This is a genomic window from Hydrocarboniphaga sp., from assembly GCF_965279055.1.
Classification (GTDB): Bacteria; Pseudomonadota; Gammaproteobacteria; order Nevskiales; family Nevskiaceae; genus Hydrocarboniphaga.
The window spans coordinates 415060-441399 of sequence record NZ_OZ257125.1; the positions used below are offsets into that span (position 1 = coordinate 415060).

Sequence of the window (26340 nt, forward strand, 5' to 3'; positions counted from 1 at the left end):
TGCTTGGAACTTCTAAGCGGCATGCGCCACCTGTTCGGCGATTTGCTCCGGAAGCTGCACCGCCAGAAAAAAAGACTCGGGATACAGATAGTCATCGCCGGACTCGTCAATGACGCGGACTTGATGATGTTTGGCAGCCACCGCGTCTTCGACCACTTCGTACAGCTTGCGGACCTCGAGCGACGCCTGGTAGCCGGTGTTCTGGATGCAAATGGCGAATCGATGCGTTGACATGGGCTTACTCCAGGTACCGTTTGATTTTGAATTCGCGCTTTCCAATGCCAGCAGCTTCATACCAATGAATTTCCGCTTCAAGAATTGTCCCATCGGCTAACCGCAATGTGGCCTCACCCTTGCGCTTGCGCCATCGGCCCGGGCCGTACAGCTTCCGCAAGCGGGGTAGCTCGCGAATGCTGGACCCTTGAGCAAAGGTCTCCGGCCTGCGAATTTCACTGATGATCTCGAAATCCATACCGTATTCATTGTGCCGACTGATACTCGTCAATCTGCTGAAGCGTTACCGCTCGTACATCAGCCCCGCTCAACTGCGCCTTGTGCCAGTCGATGATGCGGTCGATCGTGGTTTCGAGGTTCCAGCGCGGCTGCCAGTTCAGGCGAGCGCGGGCCTTGGAGCAATCCAGCTTCAGGTAGTGGGCCTCGTGCGGTTGAGGCGCCTGGTCGAGGTTCCAGCTGGCGCCGTCGCCCCAGCGCCGGGTGATGCGATCGACGATCCATTCCACCGGCCGTGCGTCGCTGTCGGCGGGGCCAAAGTTCCAGCCCTCCGCGTAGTCGGCGCCCTTGGTGTAGAGCGTCTCCGCCAGCGTCAGATAGCCGCTCAGCGGCTCCAGCACGTGCTGCCAGGGGCGGATCGCGTGCGGGCTGCGGATGGTGACGGCGGTGCCTTGCGAGATCGCGCGGATGAAGTCGGGGATCAGCCGGTCCAGCGCCCAGTCGCCGCCGCCGATCACGTTGCCGGCGCGCGCGCTGGCCAGCGCCACGCCGTGCTGGCTGTACCGCTCGGGGTTGAAGTACGACTGGCGATACGAGGCCGTGACCAGTTCAGCACAGCCCTTGCTGTTGCTGTAGGGGTCGTAGCCGCCCATGGGCTCGTCTTCGCGATAGCCCCAATGCCATTCCTTGTTGTCGTAGCACTTGTCGCTGGTGACGCTGACCACGGCGCGCACGCCGGGGCACTGGCGCACGGCTTCGAGCAGGTGCACGGTGCCCATCACGTTGACGGCGTAGGTCTCGACCGGATGCGTGTACGAGTAGCGCACCAGCGCCTGCGCGGCCATGTGGATCACGATTTCGGGCTGTGCTTCACGCAGCGCCGCGCTCAGCGCCTCATAGTCGCGAATGTCGCCGAACCGGGACTGCATGCCGTCCGCTACCTTGGCCTCGTCGAACAGGCTCGGCTGTGTCTCCGGCGCCAGCGCAAAGCCGCTGACTTTTGCGCCCATGGCCTGCAGCCACAGCGACAGCCAGCTGCCTTTGAAGCCGGTGTGTCCGGTCAGGAAGACGCGCTTGCCCGACCAGAACGCCGGCGAGATCGCGGCGCTGTTGCTCACCAGGACTTCCACGGCGCCTTGCCCGACTGCCACAGTTCTTCGAGATGCTGCTTGTCGCGCAGCGTGTCCATCGGCTGCCAGAAGCCGGGATGCTTGTAGGCCATCAGTTCGCCGTCGGCGGCCAGCTGCTCCAGCGGCTTGCGCTCCCAGATCGTCGAGTCCTCCTCGATCAGATCGATGACCTTCGGCGACAGCACGAAGAAGCCGCCGTTGATCCAGCCGCCGTCGCCGGACGGCTTCTCCTGGAACGAATGCACCGCGTCGCCGTCCATGCCCAGCGCGCCGAAGCGTCCGGGCGGCTGCGTCGCGGTCATCGTCGCGAGCTTGCCGTGCTGCTTGTGAAAGCTCAGCGTCTTGCCGATATCGATGTCACCCACGCCGTCGCCGTAGGTGAAGCAGAACGCGGCGTCTTCCTTGAGATACTGCTTGACGCGCTTCAGACGCCCGCCGGTCATCGTCGTTTCGCCGGTGTCGACCAGCGTGACGCGCCAGGGCTCGGCGTTGTTGTTGTGGACGTCCATGCGATTGCGCGCCATGTCGAAAGTCACGTCCGACATGTGCAGAAAATAATTCGCGAAGTATTCCTTGATGACGTAGCCCTTGTAGCCCAGGCATACGACGAACTCGTTGATGCCGTAAGCCGAGTACATCTTCATGATGTGCCACAGGATCGGCTTGCCGCCGATCTCGACCATCGGCTTGGGGCGCGTGCTGGTCTCTTCGCTCAGGCGTGTGCCCAATCCACCGGCTAACAGTACGGCTTTCATGCAGACCTCGTGATTCGTGTTGATGTGTTCCCCTCTCCCTCCGGGAGAGGGGCGGGGGTGAGGGCCTCGATGCACGCGCGAGCTCCGAGCCCCTCGTCCGCCTCTTCGGGATCCCTTCTCCCAAGGGCAGAAGGGACAGACAAGATTGTGTTCATGAACTGGTGAACGGATCGCTGTGAAACTGATCCAGCGGCAGCCCGAGTTCGACCGCTTTGCGCCGGGCCGCATCGATCATCGCCGCGCTTCCACACGCAAAGATCGCAGCGTCGTGCAGGCTCGGATGATGCGAGGCCATCAGGTCCTGCACATGGCGGATGCCGTGCTCCGGCAGCTCGCGCGAATGCAGCGGCCAGTAGCGGAAGCCGATGTCAGCGGCCATCGCGCGCAGCCTCTCGCCCAGATATTCGTCCGCGCCATGCCGGTTGCCCCAGTACACATCGATCGCGCCCAGCGCCTCGCGGCTCTCCCGCGTCAATGACGACAGGATCGCGTGCACCGGCGCAATGCCGGTGCCGGTGGCCAGGAAAATGGTCTTGGCGGATTGGTGTGCGCTACGCACAAAGAAGTGGCCCTGCGGTCCCTCCAGCTGTAACAGGTCGCCGGACTTTGCCTGATCGAAAAGGTAGGCGCTGAACAGACCGTCATCCACCTTGCGCACCTGGATGCGCAGCAGCTTGCTGGCATCGGCTGCGGCGGCGAGCGAATAGCTGCGCGTGACCCGGCTCTTGTTGGTCAGGCGGATGAACTGGCCCGGCAGGAACCGGAAGTTGGCCGTCGGCGGCAGTCGCAATGCGACTTCGACGATGTCGTCGCTCAGCCGCTTCAATTCGTGGATCTTGGCCGGGCTGCGGATCGAGGGCACATCCGCCAGCTCGGGAAAATACGGCAGCCGGATTTCGATGTCCGAACACGCGGTCGCGTTGCACAGGTAAACGTCGGCCTGCACGCGCGAGGGCTGCGTGGCGATCAATGCCGCGGTTTCACCCTTGAGCAAGGTGCCGATGCATTGCCCGCAATCGCCGCGCTTGCACGAGAAGTGGGCCGGTACGCCGGCACCTACCGCCTGGTCGAGCAGGCTGGTGTCGCCGGCCGCTTCGAAGCGGCGCGTCTCGGGGCCGATGTGGATTTGTACAGCGAATTTCATCGTTGCCGGCGCCGGGCTTGTGCCCGCTTATTCGGCGCGTTTGGACTTGTAGCCATAGCTGGAATAGCCATAACTGTAGCCATAGCTGCCGTAGCCGTAGCTGCCGACGCGGGCGCCGACCTGATTGAAGATCGTGCCGCGCACCGGCACGCCGGCCTGGCGCAGCCGCTTCACGGTCTCCTCGATCGCGCGCATCGGATGCTCGGCGGCCTTGAGTACGAGCAGCGTCGTGCCGGCGAGGCGGCCGACGATCGCGGCGTCGGTGACCGGCAGCACCGGCGGCGTGTCGATCAGCACGTAGTCGTAGGACTTGGACAGCTGCTTGAGCAGATCGTCGAAGCGCTCGCTCATCAGGATTTCGGACGGATTCGGCGGCCGCGTTCCGCCGGGGACGAAGTCCAGGCCGGTGATCGAGCTCGTCTGCACCAGCGTCGCCAGATCGCAGGTGCCGGCGATGTAGTCGCTGAGGCCCGGCTTCTTTTCGGCGCCGACATAACGATGCAGCTGGCCGCGTCTCAAGTCCGCGTCGATGACGACGGTGCGCTTGCCGGACATTGCCAGCACCGCGCCCAGATTGATACTGACGAAGGACTTGCCCAGCGCCGCCACCGGGCCGGTCAGCACGACGATGTTGTTGGTCGCGTCCAGCATCGCAAAGTGCAGCGAGGTACGCAGGCTGCGCAGCGCCTCGATCGCGAGGTCGTTGCCGTCCAGCGCGGCCAGCACCTTGACCTCTTTGCTGTTGTTGCGCGTCTTCGCCTGCAGCGCCTGCTGCGCGCGCGAATACGGGATCGACGCGTAGGTCGGCAGGCCGGTAATGCGCTCCACTTCTTCGGGCTTGTCGACGCCGCGCAGCAGCGCGCGCAGCGCGAACACCGTGACCACGCCGAGGAAGGCGCCGAGCAGCAGGCCCAGCGCGACGATCACCTTCTTGTTCGGCTTGATCGGCTCCAGCGGCACCAGGCCGGAGTCGATGATGCGCACGTTGCCGACAGTGCCGGCCTTGGTCACCTGCAGCTCCTGTGCGGAGTTCAGCAGCGCGGTGTAGAGCTGGGTATTGACCTCCAGATCACGCATCAGGCTGAGGATTTCCTGCTGCGTTTCCGGCAGTGCTTCCACCTGTTTCTTGATGTTGCCCTGCTCGCGTTCCAGGCCGCGAATCTGCTCGTTGAGCGTCGCCACCACCGGATGCTGGCCGGTGTAGCGCTGCAGCGCGGCGTCGCGCTCCTGCACCATCGTCAGCCGCTGGGTTTCCAGGTCGACGATGCGCTTGAGCACCAGCTCGGTTTCCTGCTGCACGTCAACCGTGCCCTTCTTCAGCTGGTACTGATTCAGCCGGGCCTGGGCCTCGTCGACCTTGGCTTTCAGCTCCGGCAGCTGACGCTTGAGGAATTCCAGCGACTGCTCGGCCTGCGCCGAGCGCCGCTCGACGTTCTGCCGCAGATAAGCGCCTTCGATTTCATTGACCAGCACGGCCGCAAAGCGCGCGTCGTCGGCTTGTACCTGCAGCGACAGCACGCCGGATTCGCGCGGCGATTCGGTGACGGTCAGCTGCCCGTTCAACCTGGCCAGCACGGTTTGCACGGCGATGCGCGCGACGGTGAAAGTCGTGCCCGGCTCGGCCTTGAGCTCCTGCACGAAGATCGCGATGGGGCCGTCGCGGGTATCGGCCGTCACACGCTCGCCGACTTTGCCTGAGAGCACCATCTGCTTGTCGGCGTTGGTCAGATCGAAGCCGTCTTTTCTGGCGGTCAGCGTGAATGCACGGTTGTGCATGGACTCCGGAAAATCCAGCGCGGTGACGCGTATCGATTCTCCGCCCCAGGCATAACGGCGCAGGCCGAACGGTGCCGGCGCGATGTGCTCCTGGCCGGCGCGGCGGCGCGCGATGGCGCGGCCCATCGAGTGAAAATAATTGGGTTCGGCGCGGATGTAGAGCTTGAGGCTGTCGGACACAGCGCCCAGCACCATGCGGCTCTTCAGGATCGCGATTTCGGCGGGCGCTTCGCTCGGCGTGGAACCGATCAGCGCAGACAGCTGGTCGACCGAAGCCTTCAGGCCATTCTTTTCCTGCTCGACCTGCACCAGGCCGTTGGCCTGGTAGACCGGGGGCGAGGTGAACGCGAAAGCGGCGCTAAGGATGAAGCCCAGCAGCGTGATGCCGAGCACCACCCACTTGCCGCTCCAGACGATGTCGAACAACTCGCGGAAGTTGATCTCGTCTTCGTCGGGCGAGCCATACAGGCCGGCCTGCTGCTGCGGGCCGGTCGTGTTCTGGGGGATCAGGTTCGGGTCGTTCACTAGGTCTTGTTCAAATACGTAAACAAACAACGTCATTCCCTCGCAGGCGGGAATCCAGTTTGTGCCCCGATCTGCTGGATTCCCGCCTGCGCGGGAATGACGGCATGCGGGCTGTGCTCATCTTCAATTGTTGGACAGGTTGTCGACGGTATTGGCGACCACGGCCGCGCTGAGCAGGCCCTGCACCGTCGGCAGGATCTGGCTCAGGCCACGATTCCAGCGCGTGGCGCGGGCTTCGGCAACGTAGATCACGTCGCTGGGCAGGATCTGGAATTTCTGCGCCAGCAGCATCGCATCGGGGCGGCCGGCGTCGACCTGGTAGACCGTGGGGCGCTTGTAGTCGCCGCGAATCACGTAGACGCGCGAGGCATTGGCGGTGAGCTGGTTGATGCCGCCGGAGGCCATCAGTGCGTCGGCCAGATCAGTGTCGTCGCGGTTGACTTCGAGCAGGCCGGGGCGGGTGACTTCGCCGAGCACGAAGACGTTGGAGCGGTGCACCGTGGGCACCACGACGACGTCGCCGTCGATCAGCAGCGGATCGCGTTTGACGTCGCCCGAGGCGAGCACTTTCTGCACGTTGATCTCGTGGGTATTGCCGCCGCGCTTGAGTATCACATGGCGCAGGTCGGGTGAGGCGACCGCGGCCTGGATCTGCCCGCTTTGCGTGCCCACCACGCGCGGGTCGGAGTCACCGCGCATTTCGGTGATGCCGCCGACCGTCGACAGCGCGCCGATCAGGGTGATCGGCACATCGGTGACCGGCAGATAGCCGGGACGCTGCACCTGGCCGGTGACCATGATGCGCTGGCTGCGGAACTCCTGGACCGAGACCACGACCTGAGGCTGCTTGAGGTAGCCCGACAGCGCCTTGACCACGGCCTCCTGGGTTTCTTTCAGCGACAGGCCGGCGACCTGCACCGAGCCGCTGTAGGGCAGGTAGATGGTGCCGTCGTTGTAGACCGCGTAGCCCTGGCCCTGCTCACCGAGCACGCTGGGGCCGCCGCCGACCGAGTTGAAGCTGACGATGCTCGGGACCGAGATCGTCAGCACGTCGCCGGGACGGATCAGGTAGCGGTAGTCGCCGACGTAAGGGTCCAGCTGCGAGATCGATTCGGCATTCAGCGTCGCGTGCTCGACCGCCTGCTGGGCGATCACGTCCGGCGTAACCGGGATCAGGTCGATCTCCACCGGCTTGATCGTGCCGTCGTGATACGGCGCATTCATACCCACGCAGCCCGTCAAAGCGGGTGCGGTGATCAGCAGCGTCGCCAGTGATCTGAGTATCAGGTGATTGCGCATGAAGCCTGTTCCTTGGTTCTGCCGACTGCGATTGGATTGAGGGGCGGCGCCATCGAGCCGCCGCTGCCCTCAGGTCAGCCTGCCGGCCGGCAGACTGCAAGAGGGTAGCGTGTCATTGCGGCGCGAGCATCGACGCTTATCGGATGTTGTTCTTGCGTTTGGCTTCGGCGGCCTGGCTGAAGCCGTTCGCAGACGTCGGGACTTCGGCCGGCAACTGCGCGCGGCAGACCGTCGCCAGATCGCGTTCGAAGCGTCCCAGGATGGCGTCCTTGCCCAGGTGGCTCTGCGCATAGGCCCGCGCCGTCTGGCCCAGACGCGCGCGCCGGTCGGGATCGCTGCCCAGTTCGAGCAGCGCCCTGACCAGGCTGTCTACATCTTCAGGCTCCACCGATACCCCGGTATGGGCGCCGTGCACCACGTTGTAGAGTTCGGTGCCGTCCTCGGCGGTGGCGATGCAGACCCTGCCGGCAGCCAGGATATTGGTCAGCTTGGACGGCATCACCAGGTCGGCGGCGCCGACGCGCTGGATGACCAGGTGGATGTCGGCCGAGCCCAGCACCTCGTTGAGCTTCTCGACATCCTGCAGCGGCAGGAAGGTCATGTTGCGCAGCTGGCGTGCTTCGGCGTCCTGGCGATGCTCTTCGGCGTCCGAGCCGGAGCCGATCATCACGAAGTGGAACAGCGCGTCGTTCTTGAGCCGCTCGGCCGCGTCCAGCACCAGCGTGAGCCCATGCTTGCGTCCCATGGCGCCGGCGAACATGACCAGTACCTGGTCGTCGCCCACCGCCAGCGCTTTGCGAAAGCCGGTCTTCTGCGAGATCGGATAGATGTTGTGAATGTCGCCCCAGTTGGGCAGCAGCAGCACGTTCTGCTTGGCCGCGCCCTTGGTAACCGCCAGGCGGCACATAGCGGTGGTGATCGACGACACCCGCGTGGCCGAGGAAATCAGCTTGTTCTCCAGCGCATACAGCAGCTTGTAGAATGTCCGGCCGATCAGCTTCTGGCGGATCATGCCGAGCCGCATGGCCGCGTCCACCTGAAAGTCCTGCAGATGGTAGATCCAGGGGATGCCCAGCACTTTCGACGCGACCCAGGGCCAGACGCCTGAGATCAGCGGCGGACAGACCGTCACCACGATATCCGGGCGGCTGCGCTTGGAGACCAGCCCCTTGGCGATCAGCCACAGCCACGGGAACGAGCTGCCGATGAACATCGTCAGGTCGATCAGGATGCGCCGCTTGGAGCTGACCTTGCCGTCCGTGGGGATGTAATGCGGCACACGTCGCAGCGTGACCCCCTGCCATTGCTCGCGGGTATACCAGGTACTGCGGTAGGGCTTGGCGAGCTTGAACTCGGGGTAGTAAGGGAAGCCGGTGATGACTTCCACCTCATGCCCGCGGCCGGCCAGCCACGCAGCCATCTCGGCCGAGTACTTGCCTATGCCGGTCTTTTCAGGAAAAAAATTTCCCGAACAAATGAGGATTCTCATTCCGTGTTTTTTAATTTTATGCACACCGATCCTGGCGCACATTCTCGCCGGGGCGAGATGAATGACAGCGTGATAAGTGACGCTAGTACGCGCCGCGCTGACGAAAGGGCACCGCCACCGTTTCGATTAAGTACCACAAATCCTTCCAGAAGGACCACTCGGTGGCGTACCGAACGGCGTGCTCGAACTGGTCGTCGTAGGGATGATCACTGCGGAAATACAGCTGCCACGGGCCGGTCAGGCCGGGGCGTAACCGTTTGTACAGGCGGAAGTAAGAACCCCAGCGGTCGCGTTCGTCGACGGCGATCGGGCGCGGTCCGACCAGACTCATCTCGCCGATCAGCACGTTGAACAGCTGCGGCAGCTCGTCCAGCGAAGTCTTACGCAGGACGCGGCCGATGCGAGTAATGCGCGGATCGTTGCGCAACTTGAAGAACTGCGCGTATTCGGCCTGCGCCGCGGGATCCGAAGCCAGGATCTTTTCCAGCAGCTGCTCGGCGTTGGGCACCATCGTGCGGAACTTCCAGCAGCGGAACAGGCGGCCGTGCTGGCCGACGCGCCGCTGGTTGTAGAAGGCGGTGCCGCCTTCGGACTTGATCGCGATGAACAGGAACAGGAACACCGGCGACAGCATCAGCAGGATGAAGCTGACCGCCACGATGTCCAGCAGCCGCTTCAGCAGCTCGTTGGGCACCGGTGCGGAATCGGCTTCTTCGCCGATCAGGTCGGCGTCTTCGCCAAGCTCGGATTTGTTGAGGCAGCCGTAGCGGTCACAGAACAGGTACAGATGCTGGTCGCGGTCGTCGACCAGTGTCGACAGATCCACGGGCACGCCCAGCGCGCTGAGCGCCGAGCTGCGCACCACCTGTGCTTCCAGCGACAGCACCAGCGCCAGGTCGTGGCGCAGGCGACGCTGGCGATTGGACAGCTCGTTGCGCGGCGACAAGGGCCGCAGCAGCGAGGCCTCGATGGCGACCGTCAGCCCGGACAGGGTGCTGGCGTTGCCGAGCTGGCGTTCGTGTATCGACAGCGCGCGGGCGGCAATTTCGCCGCCTTCGAGTTCCGAGCGATGGCCCCGCAGCTCTTCGGCCGCCACCGCGCACACGGTGGCAAAGCGGGCTTGCAGGTTGTAGTCCTTGTCCGGGGCCGACAGCATCGCGTCGTAGATCAGCGCCATGTCGAACAGCACCGATTCGATCTGCGAGGCGGGAACGAACAGACCGGCGCGATAGCTCTGGTTGAGCGTGGCTTCGTGCACTCGCAGCCGCACGTAGTGCAGCAGCTTGTCCGACGCGGAGTGGACGGCGAGTACTTGCGTGCGTGCGAGCATGGAGTAGGGGCGTTCTGCCGTTAGAGCTTCTCAGCGACGACTCGGCTACTCCCTGCCGGTCGCGCTCGCAGCTTTAAGTGTTTGATCTGTAGGCTAGCGCGTGCTTCTGCCGGACGGCATCAGACGCCATGCATGTGCGCAATGGTACGCAGCAGGATGCGCAAGTCCAATAGCGGACCGGCGCGTTCGATGTAGGAACGGTCCGACGCCAGGCGCCGGCGCAGGTCGCGATCGCCTTCCACCCACCACAGGCCGGTGATGCCGGGGCGTACGGACAGGCTGTGACGGGCGGCGCGGCCGCTGCCGATCAGCTCTTCCTGCGACAGCGGACGCGGGCCAACCAGGTTCATGTCGCCGCGCAGCACGTTCCACAGCAGCGGCAGGCGGTCGAGGCGGGTGCGGGCCAGCATGCGGCCGAAAGCGTCGGTCACCGGCACGTAGCCCGGGGCCTGCAGGTCGACGGAGCGCAGCGAATCCGGCGCCATCGTGCGGAAGTGGTAACTGGTGAAAGGCCGGCCAAACTGGCCGAGGCGCTTGCGACGGATGAACACCGGGCGGCCCTGATGCGCCAGGATCAGGCCGATGGCGAGCATCGGCGGCAGCGCCAGCACCAGCGAGATCAGTGCAAAGGCCAGACCGAGAGGGCGTTTGATCCGCCAGTAAAAACTGGTCAGCAACGCGAAATTGGCGGCCGGAGCTTGAAGCTCGACCGTCTCTTCACTGGGCGCGCGCAGAGGAACGGCAGCCGCCGCATCCAATACGAACATCGATTCGTCCCCACCTGCCATAAATAACCCCAACTTCTATCTCGTCAAAACTCTACCGGCGAGTCCTTACCGGTAATCTTCCAAGTTCCATGCCAATGCGGTTGATCGTACTTACGACGACTTACACCGACGTGACACAGGCTGCACCTTACCGGTTGCAGCGTGAACACAGATATGAAGTACCACACTATTGTGACACAAGAGTCTGCATCATGCAGGTAAGCGATGTTTTTCTATCTAAAGACTTTTTCTGTCCGACTCTTGTCTAGATCCAGCGCGATCGTGCTCCCCTGATTTGCGCACCGGCCGGTTCCGCAGAGTCCGGCCCCGGGGCTTGCCCGCAGCGACGCAGGCCCTATGATTCGCCGCTTCCGCCGGCCGGTCAATCCGGTCCCGTCCCCCCGGATTCAGGTTTCCCGTGATCAACAGCGTCCTGGTCGTCTGTACCGGCAACATCTGCCGCAGTCCCATCGGCGAAGGCCTGCTCGCGATTCGCGCTCCACGGATCAAGGTCAGCTCGGCCGGCGTCGGCGCGATGGTCGGCTGGCCGGCGGACGAGCTGGCGGTGGCGGTCATGAACGATCGCGGCCATGACATCGCGGCGCATCGCGCCCGCCAGCTGACCCGCGCGATGCTGGCCGAAACCGATCTGGTGCTGACCCTGGACCAGCATCACAGCGACTGGATCAACGGCCGCTTCCCGGAGTATCGCGGCAAGGTCCACAAGATCCTGCGCTGGCAGAACAATGCCGACGTGCCCGACCCTTACCGCCAGCCCAAGGCGGCGTTCGAAGAGAGCTACCGTCTGATCGACAGCGGCATCAGCGACTGGCTCAAGCGCCTGGCCTGACAACGGGCCGCCACGCCTCTGGCGATATACTGCGCGCCCGCTTCACCGCTGCAGATAGATGAATCCCAAGCTTTACCTGCTGACTTACGGTTGCCAGATGAACGAGTACGACTCGTCCAAGATGGCCGACGTACTGCAAAAGTCGCATGGCTTCGAGCGCACGCTTCTGCCCGAAGAAGCCGACGTGGTGCTGCTCAACACCTGCTCGGTGCGCGAAAAGGCGCAGGAGAAGGTGTTCTCCGAACTCGGCCGCTGGCGCGAGTGGAAGCAGGCCAAGCCCGGCCGCGTGATCGGCGTCGGCGGCTGCGTCGCCAGCCAGGAAGGCGATCAGATTTCGCTGCGCGCGCCGCATGTGGACCTGGTGTTCGGCCCGCAGACCTTGCACCGGCTGCCGGAGCTGCTCGAGCAGAACCGCCGGACGCTGCGCCCGGCCGTCGACATCAGCTTCCCCGAAATCGAGAAGTTCGATCGCCTGCCCGAGCCGCGCGCCGAAGGCCCGACCGCCTTCGTGTCGATCATGGAAGGCTGCAGCAAGTACTGCACGTTCTGTATCGTGCCGTACACGCGCGGGCCCGAAGTCAGCCGGCCGCTCGACGGCGTGCTGATCGAGATCGCGCAGCTTGCCGAACAGGGCGTGCGTGAAGTGACCCTGCTCGGCCAGAACGTCAACGCCTATCGCGGCGCGATGGGCGGCAGCTCCGAAGTCTGCGACCTGGCGCTGCTGATCCACTACGTCGCGCGCATTCCCGGCATCGAGCGCATTCGCTATACGACCTCGCATCCGGCCGAATTCACCGACGCGCTGATCGACGCCTTCGCCGACGAGCCCAAGCTCGCCAGCTATCTGCATCTGCCGGTACAGAGCGGCAGCGACCGCATTCTCGGCATGATGAAGCGCGGCTACACCCGTGCTCAATTCGCAGACAAGATTCGCCGCGTGAAAGCGCTGCGGCCGGGCATCGCCTTGTCCAGCGATTTCATCGTCGGCTTCCCATCCGAGAGCGAAGACGACTTTCAGCGCACGCTCGATCTGATCGACGAATGCGGCTTCGACGCCGCGTATTCCTTCATCTACAGCCCGCGTCCCGGCACGCCGGCGGCGAACCTGCGCGACCTGATTCCGCTGGAGCTCAAGCAGCAGCGCCTGCAGCTGCTGCAGTCGCGCATTCGCGGCTTCGACGATGCCTTCAAGCAGGGCCTGGTCGGTACCACGCAGCGCGTGCTGATCGAGCGGCCGTCGCGCCGCGGCGGCGGGCAGATGACCGGCAAGACTTCGAGCAACCGCTCGGTGAATTTCGATGCGCCGGCGTCGATGGCCGGGCAGTTCGTCGACGTCGCGATCACCGAGATGACGACGAATTCGCTACGCGGCCGCATCGTCGGCTCCGATCAGGCGGTGAGCGCCTGATGGCCGCGCCCAGCCAGCACATCATCGACCTCGTCCTCGAACCGGACGAAGGCAACCGCATCGCCAATCTCACAGGCCCGTTCGACGCGCATCTGCGCCAGATCGAACTGCGGCTCGGCATCGAGGTGCGCAACCGCGGCAACCATTTCCGGCTGATCGGCCGTCGCGACGAAACCGAGCGCGGCGAAGCGGTGCTGCAGAATCTGTTCGACCAGACCGAGACCGGCCTGGTCACCACCGAGCAGGTGCATCTGGCGCTGCTGGAGGAAGGCGCGGAGCATCGCGGCGGTGTCGAGCGCGACGAGTCGCCGATCGCCAAGGACGAGGTCGCGGTGCGTACCAAGCGCGGCGTGATTCGCGGCCGTGGCGCGCATCAGAAGCAGTACCTGCAGGCGATCACCAGCCATGACCTGAGCTTCGGCATCGGTCCGGCCGGTACCGGTAAAACCTATCTCGCCGTCGCCAGCGCCGTGCATGCGCTGGAACGCGATCGCGTACGCCGCATCATCCTGACCCGCCCCGCGGTCGAAGCCGGCGAAAAGCTCGGCTTTCTTCCCGGTGACATGACGCAGAAAATCGATCCCTATCTGCGCCCGCTGTACGACGCGCTGTTCGAAATGCTCGGCTTCGAGCGTGTCGCCAAGCTGATCGAGCGCTCGGTGATCGAGATCGCGCCGCTGGCCTTCATGCGCGGCCGCACGCTCAACGAGGCCTTCATCATTCTCGACGAGGCGCAGAACACCACCCAGGAACAGATGAAGATGTTCCTGACCCGCATCGGCTTCGGCTCCTGCGCGGTGGTCACCGGCGACGTCACCCAGATCGACCTGCCGCGCGCCCAGGCCAGCGGGCTCAAGCACGCGATGCGCGTGCTAGAGGGCGTGCCGAAGATCAGCTTCACGCACTTCCGCAAGGAGGACGTGGTGCGGCATCCGCTGGTGCAGGCGATCGTGGCGGCGTATGAGGACTTTGATGCGAAGGAGGCGGGCCTTGCTCCCGGAAAATGAGCCGGCCGCGCAGTTGAAGAATCCCTCTCCCGCAGGCGGGAGAGGGGCAGGGGAGAGGGCTGCGCCGCACATCGATCGCACCGTGCAACGACATGCGAAGCAACTGCGCAGCAGCCAGACCGATGCCGAGTCGGCCATCTGGTTTCGCTTGCGCGCGCATCGTTTTCTGGGATTGAAATTCAAACGACAAAAGCCGGTAGGCCGGTATATCGTCGATTTCATCTGCTCCGAAGTCGGCCTAGTCGTCGAACTCGACGGCGGCCAGCACAACGCCAGTCAACGAGAGCGTGATCAGCGACGGGATGGCTGGATGCGTCAGCAGGGGCTGACCGTGCTGCGTTTCTGGAACGACGACGTCCTGCGTGACATCGACGCGGTGCTTGAGGTCATCCGTCTTGCCGCCTTTGCGGACCGGCCCTCTCCCCCAACCCCTCTCCCGCTTGCGGGAGAGGGGAGCAGAAGCCAGCCATGAGCGAAATCCAAGTCCAGCGCCGCGTCCCCGCCGCCGGCATTCCGTCCGCCGCGACGATGCGCGTCTGGGCCACGGCCGCGCTCGGCGCAGTGGCCGGTGACCTGACCATCCGCGTCGTCGATGCCGCCGAAAGTCACGATCTGAATTTGCGCTACCGGCACAAGGACAAGCCCACCAACGTGCTGTCTTTTCCCTACGACGGCGAGACCTTCGACGTCGCCGTGCTCGGCGATATCGTCATCTGTGCCGATGTGGTCGAGGCCGAGGCCAAAGAGCAGCGCAAGGAGTCGCGGGCGCACTGGGCGCACATGGTGGTGCATGGCTGCCTGCATCTTCTAGGGTACGATCACGAGGTCGATGCTGAAGCCGAGGAGATGGAGCGCCGCGAGCGCCTGATCCTGGCCGGTCTTGGCTTCCCCGATCCCTACGAGGTCGAACACGGCGACGCCTGATCCGCGAGCCCAAAAGAACGATGAGCGAAGAAGGCGAGAGTAGCGACACCCATTTCAGCCGCTGGTGGCGTCGTGCGGCGCATCGGCTGGCCGGCGGCCCGCGCAGCCGCGAGGATCTGCTGGAGTTCCTGAAGGAGGCGCGCGAGTCCGAGCTGATGGACGCCGACGCGCTGGCGATGTTCCTGGGCGTGCTCGGCACCGACGAGTTGCAGGTGCGCGACATCATGGTGCCGCGCTCGCAGATGGTCGTCGTCGAGCGCGACTGGACGCTCGACGAGTTGCTGCCGGTGGTGGTCGAGTCCGGCCACTCGCGCTTTCCGGTGATCGGCGACAGCCGCGACGAAGTGCTCGGCATCTTGCTGGCGAAAGACCTGCTGCGCTTTTCGCCGAGCATTCCGGGCTTCGACCCGAGCACCTTCGACCTGATGCGCGGCCTGCGTCCGGCGGTGTTCGTGCCCGAGTCCAAGCGCGTCAACATCCTGCTGAAGGATTTCAAGCGCGGCCGCAGCCACATGGCGATCGTCGTCGACGAGTACGGCGGTGTCGGCGGCCTGGTGACGATCGAGGACGTGCTCGAACTGATCGTCGGCGAGATCGACGACGAGTACGACGACGCCGAAGCCGCGCCGATCCTGAAGCAGGACGAGCGCCGCTACCTGGTCAACGGCTTGGCCACGGTCGACGAGTTCAACAGCTACTTCGGCACCTCGCTTCCGACCGAGGATTTCGACACGATCGGCGGGCTGGTGGTGCATCGCTTCGGCCACATGCCCAAGCGCGGCGAGAGCGTCAAGATCGACAAGTTCAGCTTCAACGTGCAGCGCGCCGACAGCCGCCGCGTGCAGCAGCTGCAAGTCACGCTGTCGTCGGAATAGACATGGGCGCCGTTGGCTTTCCCCTGTCCCGCGTGCGGGAGAGGGTGTCGCGCAGCGACGGGAGAGGGCTTGCGCTCCCGCAGAAAAGCCCCTCTCCCGGCCCTTCGGGCCGCCCTCTCCCGCACGCGGGAGAGGGGAAGTATTGGCTGGGCTTGGTGCTACTGATCATGGCGGTGCTGTTCTCCTCGCTAGCGCATGCCCAGACCCTCGAAGACCCGCCCCAGGCCAGCCTGCTGACCTTCGCCCCCGGCGATATCTATTGGCAGCGTTTTGCCCACAACGCGATCCTGTTGCGCGCCGCCGATGGCCGCACCGCGGTGTTCAACTACGGCATTTTCGACTTCCGCCAGAAGAATTTTTTTCTGAACTTTGCGCGCGGCGCGATGCTGTATCGGCTCGACGTCGAGCCGCTGGATCGCACGCTGCGCCAGTATGCCGAAGAAGGCCGCTGGGTCTACGAGCAGCAGCTCGCGCTGAGCCTGGATCAGCGCCGTGAGCTGACGACTTATCTGGTCGAGAACATGCGGCCGGAAAACGTCGAATATCGCTACGACTACTTCGCCAACAATTGCTCGACGCGCGTGCGCGACGCGCTGAACCAGGTGCTGGGCGGCGCGCTGCAGACGCAGCTCGAGTCGCAGCCGACGACGGTGACCTACCGCTCCGAAGTGATGCGCCTGATGGCGCCGGAGCCGGCCTTGATGATCGGCATGGATCTGGGCCTGGGCCCCAGCGTCGATCGGCCATTGAATGTATGGCAGCAGAGCTTTCTGCCGCTGACCTTGATGCAGGCGGTGCGCGGGCTGCGCGTCGACGACGCCGCCGGCGGCTCGCATCCGCTGGTCAGCAGCGAAGGCTATCTGTCGCGGCCCGACACCGCGCCGGCCAGCGTCAACGCCGAGCCGCTGCTGCTGCCGTTCGCCATCGCCGGCCTCGCCCTGGCGGCGCTGTTGCTGCTGCTGCGCGCGCTGCGGCGTTTCGCCACCGCGCGCCTGCTGTTCGCGCTGTTGACCACGGCGATCTGCGTGGTCGGCGGCCTCGCCGGCCTGGTGCTGGCCGCCGCCTGGGCGTTCACCGCGCATTGGGGCATGTGGGCGAATCAGAACCTGCTGCTGCTGGACCCGCTGTTGCTGCTGCTGATTCCGGTCTGGGTCGGCGCCGCGCGCGGCGGCTGGTATCCGGGCACGTTCGCGCGGCGGCTGATGCAGCTGGTCACTGTGCTGGCAGCCTCGACCCTGATTCTGAAACTGTTGCCGATCGCGCAGCAGGACAACTTGGCGTGGATCGCATTGATGCTGCCGAGCCTGCTGGTGATGAGTGGCCTGCTGCGCGCCGCGCATGTCTCGCCGCCGATCTGGAGCCACTGAGCTTTCTCCTTCCCCTGCAGGCGGGGGAGAGAATATTTCGACAGGAGAACTGTATGAGCCACTACAACACGCTGGACTGGAAAGTCGATGCCGACGGCATCCTGACCTTGACCTTGAACCGGCCGGAAGCGCTGAACTCGTTCACGGTCGAGATGTGCCACGAGCTGATTGCCGCGTTCAATCGCGCCAGCGATGACGACAGCGTGCGCGCGATCGTCGTGACCGGCGCCGGCCGCGCGTTCTGCGCCGGCATGGACCTGACCAAGCCGGGCAATGTGTTCGGCCTTGACGAGACGCTGACGCCGACGCTCGGCGATCTGCACACGCGCCTCGACGACCCGCAAATCCTCGACGGCGTGCGCGACACCGGCGGCCGCGTGACGCTGGCGATCTACGAGTGCAAGAAGCCGGTGATCGCCGCGATCAACGGCGCCGCGGTCGGCATCGGTGCGACCATGACCCTGGCGATGGACGTGCGCATCGCCTCCGAAAAAGCGCGCATCGGCTTCGTCTTCGGCAAGATCGGCATTGTCCCGGAAGCCTGCTCGACCTGGTTCCTGCCGCGCCTGGTCGGCATGAGCCAGGCGCTGGAATGGGTTTATTCGGGCGAGATTTTCGACGCCGCCGAGGGCCAGCGCGGCGGCCTGATCCGCTCGGTACACGCGCCTGAGGCGCTGCTGGATGCGGCCCTTGATCTGGCGCGCAAGTTCACCCGCAACCGCTCGCCGGTGGCAGTCGCGCTGGCGCGGCAGATGATGTGGCGCAACAGCGCCCAGCCGCACCCGATCGAGGCGCATCGCATCGACACCTTGTCGGTGTTCTACACCAGCCAGCAGGACGGCAAGGAGGGCGTGCGCTCCTTCCTGGAAAAGCGCGATCCGGCCTACGCCAGCAAGGCCTCCGAGATGCCGCCGTTCTACCCCTGGTGGAGCTAGAAGGCGCTCAGGCCTTACCATGGGCGCATGAGTGACGAGCCCAAAGAGAAGAAGTCCGCCGCCGAGCTGCTGAAAGAAGCGCTGGCAGCGAAGAAGGCCGGCTCCCAGCCCGGCAAGCAGAAGCTGCGCGCGGACATGAGCCGCGCCAAGGGCAACAAGGACGCCGAGCGCCTGGCCGGCAAGTCGCGCAAGGTTCACTGAAGGCCCCTCTCCCGGCCCTGCGGGAGGCGCAACAGATTGTCCCCTCTCCCGCGTGCGGGAGAGGGTGTCGCGTAAGCGACGGGAGAGGGTTGTTTGTTTGCACCGGGAAATCCAATGCGCCTTACCCTCAGCCTGTCCCTGCTGCTCGCCATCACTGCCTGCACGCCCACCGCCGCGCCCGAAGCCGAGGCTCCCGTGACCCAAGCCGCCAGCGTTGACGATGTGCCGTCCTTCGACGCCTTCATCGCCGGCAAGCCGACGCCGCAGGACTTCCGCAAGCGCTATCCGGCCGTGCTGCTGGTGCTGCCCGGCGATATCGCCACGCGCGAGCTGCGCATGGATCGCAGCCGTTATTTTGCCGAACTCGACGAGCAGCAGCGCATCAGCGGTGGCAAGTTCCAGTGAGCGGGGAAGATCTCGACTACCACGTGCTCGACGTGTTCACCGAGCAACGCCTGGCCGGCAATCCGCTGGCCGTGGTGATGCAGGCCGACGCACTGAGCAGCGAGCGCATGCAGGACATCGCGCGTGAATTCAATCTGTCCGAAACCGTGTTCGTGCTGCAGCCGCGCGGCGGCGCCGATGCGCGCGTGCGCATCTTCACGCCGTCGCACGAGCTGCCGTTCGCCGGGCATCCGACCGTCGGCAGCGCCTGCCTGCTGGCCGAACTCGGCGTGTTCGGCAGCGGCGAGCAGATCGACGTCGTACTCGAAGAAGAAGTCGGGCCGGTGCCGGTGCGTATCCGTCGCGCTGCCGGCCGCGCGGCGCACGCGCAGCTCAGCACCGCAGTGCTGCCGAGCTTCGCACCGGCGCTTGCCGGTATAGACGAACTCGCGGCGCTGCTGAGCCTGAGTCCGGACGACATCGAAATCGCGCAGGACGCACCGCGCGGCGCGTCCTGCGGGGTGCCCTACAACCTGGTGCCGCTGCGCTCGCTCGAGGCGCTGCGCCGCTCGCGTCTGAAGCCGGCGCTGCTGGACCGGCTCGGCGAGCATCGGTGGTCGACAGCCTTCTACCTGTATTGCCGCGATGCCGAGCCGGATACCTTGCGCGCGCGCATGTACGCGCCCGACCTCGGTGTCGGCGAAGATCCGGCGACAGGCTCGGCTGCAGCGGCGCTGTGCGGGCATCTGGCCGATCGTGCGCAGCAAGGCGACGCCACGCTGAGCTGGAGCATCCACCAGGGCGTGGAGATGCAGCGCCCCAGCCTGATCGAAATTCAAGCCGACAAGCGCGAGGGCCGAATCACGGCGGTGCGCGTCGGCGGTTATGCCGTGCGCGTCGCGTGCGGCCGTCTGTTGCTGTGAGCGAGTACCCGCGATGACTTTCTTCAAACCGCTGCTTCGCTTTCATCTGGTATTGCTGCTGGCGCTGTCCGCCAGTGCCTGCGCGCCCAAGTTCTACCAGCGCACCACGGTTGCGCTGGAAACCGGCGACGACGAGGGCGTGCAGGTGCATTACGGCGAACTCGACAGCTGCCTGTTGCGCCAGCAGGTGCCGAGCGAATACATCGTGCGCCGGCCGCGCTACACGGTGCAGATCCGGCCGGTGCCGGCGATGAACGAGCCGGCGAGCATCGAGCTGCGGCTGCAGGCCGGTGCCGATCCTGCGCTGCGCTTCGACGACATCGCCGCGCAGCCGCCGGCGCTGTATGCCGATACCGGCGTGCGGTATCTGGTGCCGACTACGGCGCTGAAAAAGACGCTCGCGTTTACCGTGCTACGCGGCAGCGAAGAACTCGGCCACGAGCGTTACGCTCTGACGCCGGATCATTGCCGCGTGCTGTCACCGAACTAAAGCGGCACTCACGCGGCGGCGTGACGCGGCGTCGAACCGGCGAGTTCCGGCTGCTGTTCCGCAGCGGTTACCGCTTCTGCGATTGCCGCGCTCTGAGAATGCTGCGCCGCCACCAGCAGCAGGTTGCGGATGTCGGCGCCGTCGCGCGGGAATTCGGCGATGCCGGCCTGAACCGTCATCGGCAGACGCGCGCCGTTGGCGACATCCGTCATCGGCGCGCACAGCGCCGGCAACAGCTCGGCGACGCTGCTACGCGCTTCGCCGGACTCGCGCAGGCGCAGCAGCACGAATTCGAAGTGGTCGTGACGTGCGAGCAGATCAGCGCTGCGCTGTAGCGTGCCCAGGCGCTGCGCCAGCGTCCGGGCGACACGTTCGACGATCTGTGCGTCGAGCACGCCCTGGCCGTGAACCACGCAGCGGATCAGCTCCATTTTCAATCCGAGGTCGGCCGCACGGGCGATCCGCGCCGGCGCCTGGCGCATGAAGGCCGCGCGCTGCGGCAGCCGCGTCGATTCGTCGAGCTGACTGCGCTCGATCAAGCTCGGCTGCGCCGAGCTGTCTTCGACCGCGACGACCAGGCCGTCGCGAGCGGCCTGGATCAGCAGCGCCAGCGCGGTCAGTACCAGTGCCGACATCGCCAGCGGCAGCCACAGCGGCAGCAGAGACACCGGCTCGGAGACCTTTGGCAGCAGCGCGGCGTGAAACACGCCGGACTGGGTCAGGCTCAGCACGCCGCCGATGAACAGGCCGGCCATCGGCCGCGGCGGCAGGATGGAACGTTCCGGCATCGTGCGCAGGCCGCGCAGGATAGCCAGGCTGATCGCGCTGCCGGCCAGCGCAATCGCCAGGATCGGCATGATGCGCGCGGGGCTATAGACGATGCCGCCGCTGACGACCTCAAGGCTGTGGTCGGCGAGCAGGCACAGGCCCAGGCCGACGATCACGCAATGCAAAACCGAGGCGCCGCCGCCGATCTGCTTGCGGCTGGCGAAATGGATGGTGATGACGCCGAGCGCCAGGCAGGCGCCCAGCGAAATCAGCAGGTCCGCAATGCCGAGCGCGTCGCCGGCGGTCGCGGGCAGATCGGCCAGGCCGATGACATGCAGATCGGCAATACCGGCGCCCAGTGACAGCGCGGCGAGGCTGCGCCACAGCCAGGGCCGATGCTGCTCGCCGCGTTGCACCAGCAGTACCGCGGCATAGCCGGCGAGCGCCGCGACCATATAAGCCAACAGGCTGCCGATGCCATCGCTGGCCAGAACGGATTGATCGATTATTTGCGGCTGGCCCATCGTGATCTTCCCCGGATCGAAAATGCGGCTTCAATGGCGGCAGTTTCAGCTCGCAGCGGGAAAAAATCGCCGGCTCGATCGCCATAGCCGGGGCCGTCGGTCAGCTCGGCCGCGCCCTTCGTCGCCGGCGCTATGTTGAATGCCGTACGTCGGTCCACATCGACCGTTGAAGAGGCGAAACCCGGAGCCCTGACTCCTGGTTCACGGCGCTCCCAAGATTTTCCGGCGCCACAAAAGGTTGAGGCGACCGAGTGGGGGGCTCGATCGCCTCGCTGCAACACGGTAGGGGAGAGTGGGGGACCGTGCCGCAGTAAACTTGGACTGTTGTTGCATACCTCGGCGCCCCAATCCGCGCTTCGGTGTCGAAGTGAGTCTGCCGGCGGTCGATGAATTTAACCTGAACTTCAGCGCGGTCTTTTTGGCCTGTCGATATCATGTTTCGATCGCCATACAGAGACCTCGCGAATGCCATCGCCGAGCCGCGCCGGAGCCCTTGTCGCCACAGGCGCTGAAGCCGTCGCGCGCATCCATCAGGCGGTGCGGCGTATCCCCGCGGGATTCGTCACGACTTACGGTGATGTCGCCACTGCGGCCGGCCTGCCGGGCCGCGCGCGGCTGGTCGGGCGCAGTCTGGGCGAAACCGCTGATGGCGAGCCTCTGCCCTGGTATCGCGTGATCGCCGCGGGTGGTCGCATCGCGCTGCCGGAAGGATCGAAAGGCCGCGCCGAGCAGTTGCGTCGGCTCAAGGCAGAAGGCGTCGTCGTCAAGGCCGGCAAGGTCGACATGAAGCGCTTCGGCTGGCGACGCTCGGATGCGCCGGTGGTGGATTGAGATGATTGCCTGGCACACAAAAAAGCCGGCTTTCGCCGGCTTTTTTGTTCACATCACGCGACCGCTTACCAGATCTTGATGCGCTGGTCCGGCGTGCGGTAGAGCTTGTCGCCTTCCTTGACCGCGAACGCGTCGGAGAATGCCGGCACGTTGACGACGACGCCGTTGCAGCGATATTCGCTGGGCGAATGCGGGTCGGTCTTCAGGCGCGTCAGCAGGTTTTCGTCGCGGTACTTGCGGCGCCAGACCTGCGCCCAGCCCATGAAGAAGCGCTGGTCGGCGGTGAACCCGTCGATGACCGGGCCTTCCTTGCCGTTGAGGGAGAACTGATAAGCCTCATGCGCGATGGTCAGGCCGCCGAGATCGGCGATGTTCTCGCCCAGCGTGAAGTGGCCGTTGATGAAATAGCCCTTCACCGGTTCGTAGGCGTCGTACTGCTTGGCCAGCGCGTCGCCGAGCGCCTTGAACTTCTTGTTGTCCTCTTCGGACCACCAGTTCTTCAGATTGCCGTCGCCGTCGTACTGCGCGCCCTGGTCGTCGAAGCCGTGGCTGATTTCGTGGCCGATCACGGCGCCGATGCCGCCGTAGTTCACCGCGTCGTCGGCCTTGGCATCGAAGAACGGCGGCTGCAGGATCGCGGCCGGGAACACGATCTCGTTCATCTCGGGGTTGTAGTAGGCGTTGACCGTCTGCGGCGTCATGCCCCATTCGTCGCGATCGATCGGTTTGCCGAGCTTGGCGATATTGCGGTCGTACTCGAAAGCCGCGGCGCGCGTGGCGTTGCCGACCACGTCCCCGGCACTGATTTCCAGCTTGGAATAGTCGCGCCACTTGTTCGGATAGCCGATCTTGTAAGTGAACTTGCTGAGCTTCACCAGCGCCGCTTTCTTGGTGTCCTCGCTCATCCAGGTGAGATTGCCGATCGCGCCCTCGTAAGCTTTCAGCAGGTTCTTGACCAGGGCTTCGATGCGCGCCTTGCTCTCGGCCGGGAAGTGACGTTCGACATAAACCTGACCGACCGCTTCGCCCATCGAGGTTTCGATGCTGTCGACGCCGCGCTTCCAGCGCGGGCGGATTTCCTGCACGCCGTTGAGCGTCTTGGAGTTGAACGCGAAGTCCTCGTCGACGATGGCCTTGTTGAGCAGGCCGGCGCGCGCATGCAGCACCTGCCACTTGAAGTAGGTGCGCCAGGTTTCCACCGGCGTGCTCTTGATCAGCTTGCCCAGGCCGGTGACGTAGGTCGGCTGCGACACCAGCACCTGCTTCAGCGAGCCGTAGCCCACCGCCGGCAGGTACGCGGCCCAGTCGATTTCGCTGGTCAGCGTGCTCAGCTTGGCCGGCTCGAACGGGTTGTAGGTCTTGACCGGATTGCGGTTCTCGACCTTGTCCCACTGCACTTTGGCGATCTGCGTTTCCAGTGCCAGCACGTCCTTGGCGGCCTTGGCGCCGTCGTTGATCCCGGCGAGTTCGAACATCTTCTGCACGTGTGCCAGATACGCGGCGCGAATGCCTTTGAACTTGTCGTCGTCGATCAGGTAGTAGTCGCGGTCCGGCAGGCCCAGGCCGGCCTGGTAGAAATCACCGGCGTACTGCGTGGAATCCTTGGCGTCCTGATGCACGTAGGGATACAGCGGCGTGGCGACGCCGCTGCGCGCCAGCTCGGCCATCAGCACGGCGAGGTCCTTCTTGTCCTTCAGCGCGTCGACGCGCGCCAGTTCGGCGGCGATCGGCTTGACGCCGGCTTCCTCGATCTTCGCCTCGTCCATGAAGCTGGCGTAGAAGTCGCCGACTTTCTGCTCGATGCTGCCCGGCGTCTTGCCGCTCTTGGCGGCCAGCTCTTCGATGATCACGCGCAGCTGCGCTTCGGCGTCGTCGGCGAGTTTGGTGAAAGAACCGTAGTTGGAGCGATCGGCCGGGATTTGCGTGTTCTTCAGCCAGCTGCCGTCGATCGCCTGATACAGGTCGTCCTGCGGACGCACCGCGGCGTCGAAATTGGCCTTGTCGATGCCGGAGCCGAGCGCAGCGGGTGCGGCGGCGGCATCGCTGGGCGCAGCGGCGGGGGGCGACTCCGGTTTCTTGCCGCAGGCGGCAAGGGCCAGCGCGCAGCAGGCGCCGGCCATCAGGTGTTTCATCATTGAGTGGATCTCCAATCGGGGCAGAGCCGCCGGTAAGGCGCAGCTCCAAGCCGCGGATTGTCGCGCACCGGGCCGCGCCCGGCCAATGAGCAATTCCCCTAATGGCCGCTCGGGCAACTTATGGGATCGCCGGCCAGCGCGACATCGCGATCAGGCCGATCGCCAGCCAGTAGCTGGCCAGGATCAGCGGTTGCGCGCCGCGATACGGCCCGACGAACTGGCGCACCGCCAGCACCGAATCGGAAAACGCGAACAGCAGCGCGCCGATCAGCGCGAGCTGCGTCGCCCGGCCCGGCATGACCGCGTTCGCCGCAGCGGCGGCCAGCACCATCGCGGTCAGCACGATGCCGTAGGCCAGTGTCGGCAACTTCAAGGGGCCGGTTTTCGGCAGTAGCCAGACGAACAGCACCACGGCGTAGACCACGAAAACCGCAGTCCACGGCGGCACCTGCCAGCCGGACACGCCGGTCAGGAACTCGGCGACGAAGGCCACATGCGCGATGAAGAAGCTGCCGAGGCCGGCGAGAAAAGCCTTGTCGCCGTCGAACATCAGCGCGATGTCGCCGAGGATCGCGAACGCGAATGCCGCGACCAGCAGCGCGTCGGGCCGATAGCCGGCAAACGCGTACAGCGAGGCGGCGATCATCAGGCTGGTCAGCGGCTTCAGCAGCAGGAACAGCGCCGGCCGCCGGCCGCGGCGCTCGGCGATCACTTCGCAGCCGATCGCGAGCAGGCCGCTGATCACCGCCGCGCACAGAAAATGGACGCCCTGCAAGTCCTGCATCGTTTGACTCCCCTTTAAAATGCGCTGGCGGGCTCGATCTTGGTCGGACGCCGCCAACATGCGGCAGACTAACCCCATACGAGCCGCCAGCACATTCTCAAGGACCCGCCGACATGACTGCGACCATCGAAAAAATCGTCAAGACCGACGCCGAGTGGCGCGCCCAGCTGACGCCCGAGCAGTACCAGGTGACGCGCCACGGCGGTACCGAGTGCGCGTTCACCGGTGCGCTCTGGGACGACCATCGCGACGGCGTATTCCACTGCGTCTGCTGCGACGCCGCGCTGTTCGACAGCCGCGCCAAGTTCGAATCCGGCACTGGCTGGCCGAGCTTCTTCCGCCCGGCCGAGGACGCGCCGGTGGCCATGCACGAAGACAACAGCTACGGCATGCGCCGCATCGAGGTCACCTGCGCGCGCTGCGATGCGCACCTGGGCCACGTGTTCCCGGACGGCCCGCCGCCGACGCGCGAGCGCTACTGCATCAACTCCGCCGCGCTGAAATTCGTTTCACGCTGAGCGCCGCGTGCGCGTGCACTGGCTGCAGCACGCGCCCGAGGACGATCTCGGCTGCATCGCGCCCTGGCTCGCGGCGCGCGGCCATATGGTCACGCGGACCGGCCTGTATGAAGGCGGGCCGCTGCCGGCGCTGAGCGGGTTCGACGCGTTGCTGGTGATGGGCGGCGCGATGAATGTCGACGAAGAAGCCGTGCACCCGTGGCTGGTCGCCGAGAAAGCGTTTTTGCGCGCGGTGCTGGCCGATCCGGGCAAGCGCGTGCTCGGCATCTGTCTGGGCGCGCAGCTGATCGCCGAACAGCTCGGCGGATCAGTTGGCCGCAATCGCGAAACCGAAGTCGGCTGGTTCGATGTGCAGCTGACCGAAGCCGGGCGCGGCTTCGACGCGCTATCGGAATGGCCTTCGTCGATGCCGTTCTTTCACTGGCATGGCGATGCGTTCGACTTGCCGGCCGGCGCGACGCGGCTGGCCTACAGCGCGGCCTGCGATCAGCAGGCGTATTCGTACGACGACGGCCGTGTGGTCTGCCTGCAGTTCCATCCGGAAGTCACATCGGCCAGCGTGCGCGTCTGGCTGGAGCATCCCCAGACGCATCCTGCGCCGGGGCCGTTCGTGCAGGCCGCGGGGGCGATGCGCCAGGACATCGCGAAATTTGCAGCGGCGAATCGGCTGCTGGTTTCGCTGCTGGATCGCTGGTTGGATTTAAACCGCGTCGTGTAGGAGCGGATCCTATCCGCGACTGTGCTCTCGACG

At 65.2% G+C, this 26340-nt stretch carries 28 protein-coding genes; 15 read left to right on the top strand and 13 right to left on the bottom strand.

The annotated features are described in order from the left end of the window. Nucleotides 1-12: 12 nt before the first annotated feature. The 10 genes from ACQZF9_RS01970 to ACQZF9_RS02015 form a co-directional block, all read right to left on the bottom strand. Entirely contained in the window at nt 13-294 is a 282-nt protein-coding gene (locus ACQZF9_RS01970; protein ID WP_428311602.1) for a hypothetical protein, read from the bottom strand. Then, on the bottom strand, nt 239-472 hold the full coding sequence (locus ACQZF9_RS01975) for a hypothetical protein (RefSeq protein ID WP_428311603.1): 234 nt from the start codon (nt 470-472) through the stop codon (nt 239-241). Before ACQZF9_RS01975 ends, ACQZF9_RS01970 begins: the two co-directional genes overlap by 56 nt. Nucleotides 473-479: 7 nt before the next feature. Further along, entirely contained in the window at nt 480-1568 is a 1089-nt protein-coding gene (rfbG, locus tag ACQZF9_RS01980) for a CDP-glucose 4,6-dehydratase (protein ID WP_428311604.1), read from the bottom strand. Further along, the gene (gene rfbF / locus ACQZF9_RS01985) at nt 1565-2335 is read right to left on the bottom strand and encodes a glucose-1-phosphate cytidylyltransferase (protein WP_428311605.1); all 771 of its coding nucleotides are present in this window, start codon (nt 2333-2335) and stop codon (nt 1565-1567) included. Before rfbF ends, rfbG begins: the two co-directional genes overlap by 4 nt. Nucleotides 2336-2486: 151 nt before the next feature. Continuing rightward, complete coding sequence (locus ACQZF9_RS01990) at nt 2487-3479, bottom strand: FAD-binding oxidoreductase (RefSeq protein ID WP_428311606.1); 993 nt, start codon at nt 3477-3479, stop codon at nt 2487-2489. 27 nt (nt 3480-3506) lie between these two features. Continuing rightward, on the bottom strand, nt 3507-5780 hold the full coding sequence (locus ACQZF9_RS01995) for a polysaccharide biosynthesis tyrosine autokinase (RefSeq protein WP_428311607.1): 2274 nt from the start codon (nt 5778-5780) through the stop codon (nt 3507-3509). A gap of 123 nt (nt 5781-5903) precedes the next feature. Continuing rightward, entirely contained in the window at nt 5904-7079 is a 1176-nt protein-coding gene (locus tag ACQZF9_RS02000) for a polysaccharide biosynthesis/export family protein (RefSeq protein ID WP_428311608.1), read from the bottom strand. A gap of 136 nt (nt 7080-7215) precedes the next feature. Continuing rightward, nucleotides 7216-8610 (bottom strand): WcaI family glycosyltransferase, encoded by a 1395-nt coding sequence (locus tag ACQZF9_RS02005; RefSeq protein WP_428311609.1) that lies wholly within the window; start codon nt 8608-8610, stop codon nt 7216-7218. 40 nt (nt 8611-8650) lie between these two features. Next, nucleotides 8651-9898, bottom strand: coding sequence for a sugar transferase (locus ACQZF9_RS02010; protein ID WP_428311610.1), 1248 nt, complete (start codon nt 9896-9898; stop codon nt 8651-8653). 119 nt (nt 9899-10017) lie between these two features. Continuing rightward, the gene (locus ACQZF9_RS02015) at nt 10018-10665 is read right to left on the bottom strand and encodes a sugar transferase (protein WP_428311611.1); all 648 of its coding nucleotides are present in this window, start codon (nt 10663-10665) and stop codon (nt 10018-10020) included. Between the two features lie 418 nt (nt 10666-11083). Here ACQZF9_RS02015 and ACQZF9_RS02020 point away from each other — a divergent pair, with 418 nt between their 5' ends. The 12 genes from ACQZF9_RS02020 (at nt 11084) to ACQZF9_RS02075 (ending at nt 20029) form a co-directional block, all read left to right on the top strand. Further along, nucleotides 11084-11515: a low molecular weight protein-tyrosine-phosphatase gene (locus ACQZF9_RS02020; protein ID WP_428311612.1), complete on the top strand. Its 432-nt coding sequence runs from the start codon at nt 11084-11086 to the stop codon at nt 11513-11515. A 58-nt stretch (nt 11516-11573) separates the two neighbouring features. Continuing rightward, nucleotides 11574-12923 carry a tRNA (N6-isopentenyl adenosine(37)-C2)-methylthiotransferase MiaB gene (miaB, locus tag ACQZF9_RS02025; protein ID WP_428311613.1) on the top strand — a complete coding sequence of 450 codons (1350 nt, stop codon included), beginning with the start codon at nt 11574-11576 and terminating at the stop codon, nt 12921-12923. Then, entirely contained in the window at nt 12923-13930 is a 1008-nt protein-coding gene (locus ACQZF9_RS02030; RefSeq protein ID WP_428311614.1) for a PhoH family protein, read from the top strand. The genes miaB and ACQZF9_RS02030 overlap by 1 nt, the downstream gene beginning before the upstream one ends. A gap of 82 nt (nt 13931-14012) precedes the next feature. Further along, nucleotides 14013-14402 (top strand): endonuclease domain-containing protein, encoded by a 390-nt coding sequence (locus tag ACQZF9_RS02035; protein ID WP_428311615.1) that lies wholly within the window; start codon nt 14013-14015, stop codon nt 14400-14402. After that, nucleotides 14399-14854: an rRNA maturation RNase YbeY gene (ybeY, locus tag ACQZF9_RS02040; protein ID WP_428311616.1), complete on the top strand. Its 456-nt coding sequence runs from the start codon at nt 14399-14401 to the stop codon at nt 14852-14854. The genes ACQZF9_RS02035 and ybeY overlap by 4 nt, the downstream gene beginning before the upstream one ends. Nucleotides 14855-14874: 20 nt before the next feature. Continuing rightward, nucleotides 14875-15729, top strand: coding sequence for an HlyC/CorC family transporter (locus ACQZF9_RS02045; protein ID WP_428311617.1), 855 nt, complete (start codon nt 14875-14877; stop codon nt 15727-15729). Between the two features lie 155 nt (nt 15730-15884). Then, nucleotides 15885-17096, top strand: a complete 1212-nt coding sequence (locus ACQZF9_RS02050) for a DUF4105 domain-containing protein (protein ID WP_428313499.1) — start codon at nt 15885-15887, stop codon at nt 17094-17096. A 53-nt stretch (nt 17097-17149) separates the two neighbouring features. After that, nucleotides 17150-18031 (top strand): crotonase/enoyl-CoA hydratase family protein, encoded by an 882-nt coding sequence (locus tag ACQZF9_RS02055; protein ID WP_428311618.1) that lies wholly within the window; start codon nt 17150-17152, stop codon nt 18029-18031. A gap of 27 nt (nt 18032-18058) precedes the next feature. Next, the gene (locus tag ACQZF9_RS02060; protein ID WP_428311619.1) at nt 18059-18232 is read left to right on the top strand and encodes a hypothetical protein; all 174 of its coding nucleotides are present in this window, start codon (nt 18059-18061) and stop codon (nt 18230-18232) included. A 114-nt stretch (nt 18233-18346) separates the two neighbouring features. Further along, nucleotides 18347-18637 (top strand): hypothetical protein, encoded by a 291-nt coding sequence (locus tag ACQZF9_RS02065; RefSeq protein ID WP_428311620.1) that lies wholly within the window; start codon nt 18347-18349, stop codon nt 18635-18637. Beyond that, nucleotides 18634-19539 carry a PhzF family phenazine biosynthesis protein gene (locus tag ACQZF9_RS02070; RefSeq protein ID WP_428311621.1) on the top strand — a complete coding sequence of 302 codons (906 nt, stop codon included), beginning with the start codon at nt 18634-18636 and terminating at the stop codon, nt 19537-19539. The genes ACQZF9_RS02065 and ACQZF9_RS02070 overlap by 4 nt, the downstream gene beginning before the upstream one ends. 13 nt (nt 19540-19552) lie before the next feature. Further along, on the top strand, nt 19553-20029 hold the full coding sequence (locus tag ACQZF9_RS02075) for a hypothetical protein (protein WP_428311622.1): 477 nt from the start codon (nt 19553-19555) through the stop codon (nt 20027-20029). A gap of 8 nt (nt 20030-20037) precedes the next feature. On the opposite strand, the gene ACQZF9_RS02080 is transcribed toward ACQZF9_RS02075, so the two are convergent. Continuing rightward, nucleotides 20038-21321 (bottom strand): diguanylate cyclase domain-containing protein, encoded by a 1284-nt coding sequence (locus tag ACQZF9_RS02080; protein ID WP_428311623.1) that lies wholly within the window; start codon nt 21319-21321, stop codon nt 20038-20040. Between the two features lie 465 nt (nt 21322-21786). Between ACQZF9_RS02080 and ACQZF9_RS02085 the strand changes: the two genes are divergently transcribed. Next, entirely contained in the window at nt 21787-22152 is a 366-nt protein-coding gene (locus ACQZF9_RS02085) for an MGMT family protein (protein ID WP_428311624.1), read from the top strand. Nucleotides 22153-22217: 65 nt separating this feature from the next. Here the strand turns inward: ACQZF9_RS02085 and ACQZF9_RS02090 are convergent, their stop codons facing one another. Together ACQZF9_RS02090 and ACQZF9_RS02095 are read right to left on the bottom strand one after the other, a co-directional pair. Then, complete coding sequence (locus ACQZF9_RS02090) at nt 22218-24284, bottom strand: M13 family metallopeptidase (RefSeq protein ID WP_428313500.1); 2067 nt, start codon at nt 24282-24284, stop codon at nt 22218-22220. Between the two features lie 121 nt (nt 24285-24405). Beyond that, on the bottom strand, nt 24406-25071 hold the full coding sequence (locus ACQZF9_RS02095; protein WP_428311625.1) for a lysoplasmalogenase: 666 nt from the start codon (nt 25069-25071) through the stop codon (nt 24406-24408). Nucleotides 25072-25184: 113 nt separating this feature from the next. Here ACQZF9_RS02095 and msrB point away from each other — a divergent pair, with 113 nt between their 5' ends. Both msrB and ACQZF9_RS02105 read left to right on the top strand, forming a co-directional pair. After that, a complete protein-coding gene (gene msrB / locus ACQZF9_RS02100) occupies nt 25185-25589 on the top strand; it encodes a peptide-methionine (R)-S-oxide reductase MsrB (protein WP_428311626.1) in 405 nt (134 codons plus the stop codon). 7 nt (nt 25590-25596) lie between these two features. Then, nucleotides 25597-26307, top strand: coding sequence for a type 1 glutamine amidotransferase (locus ACQZF9_RS02105; protein WP_428311627.1), 711 nt, complete (start codon nt 25597-25599; stop codon nt 26305-26307). Nucleotides 26308-26340: the final 33 nt, after the last annotated feature.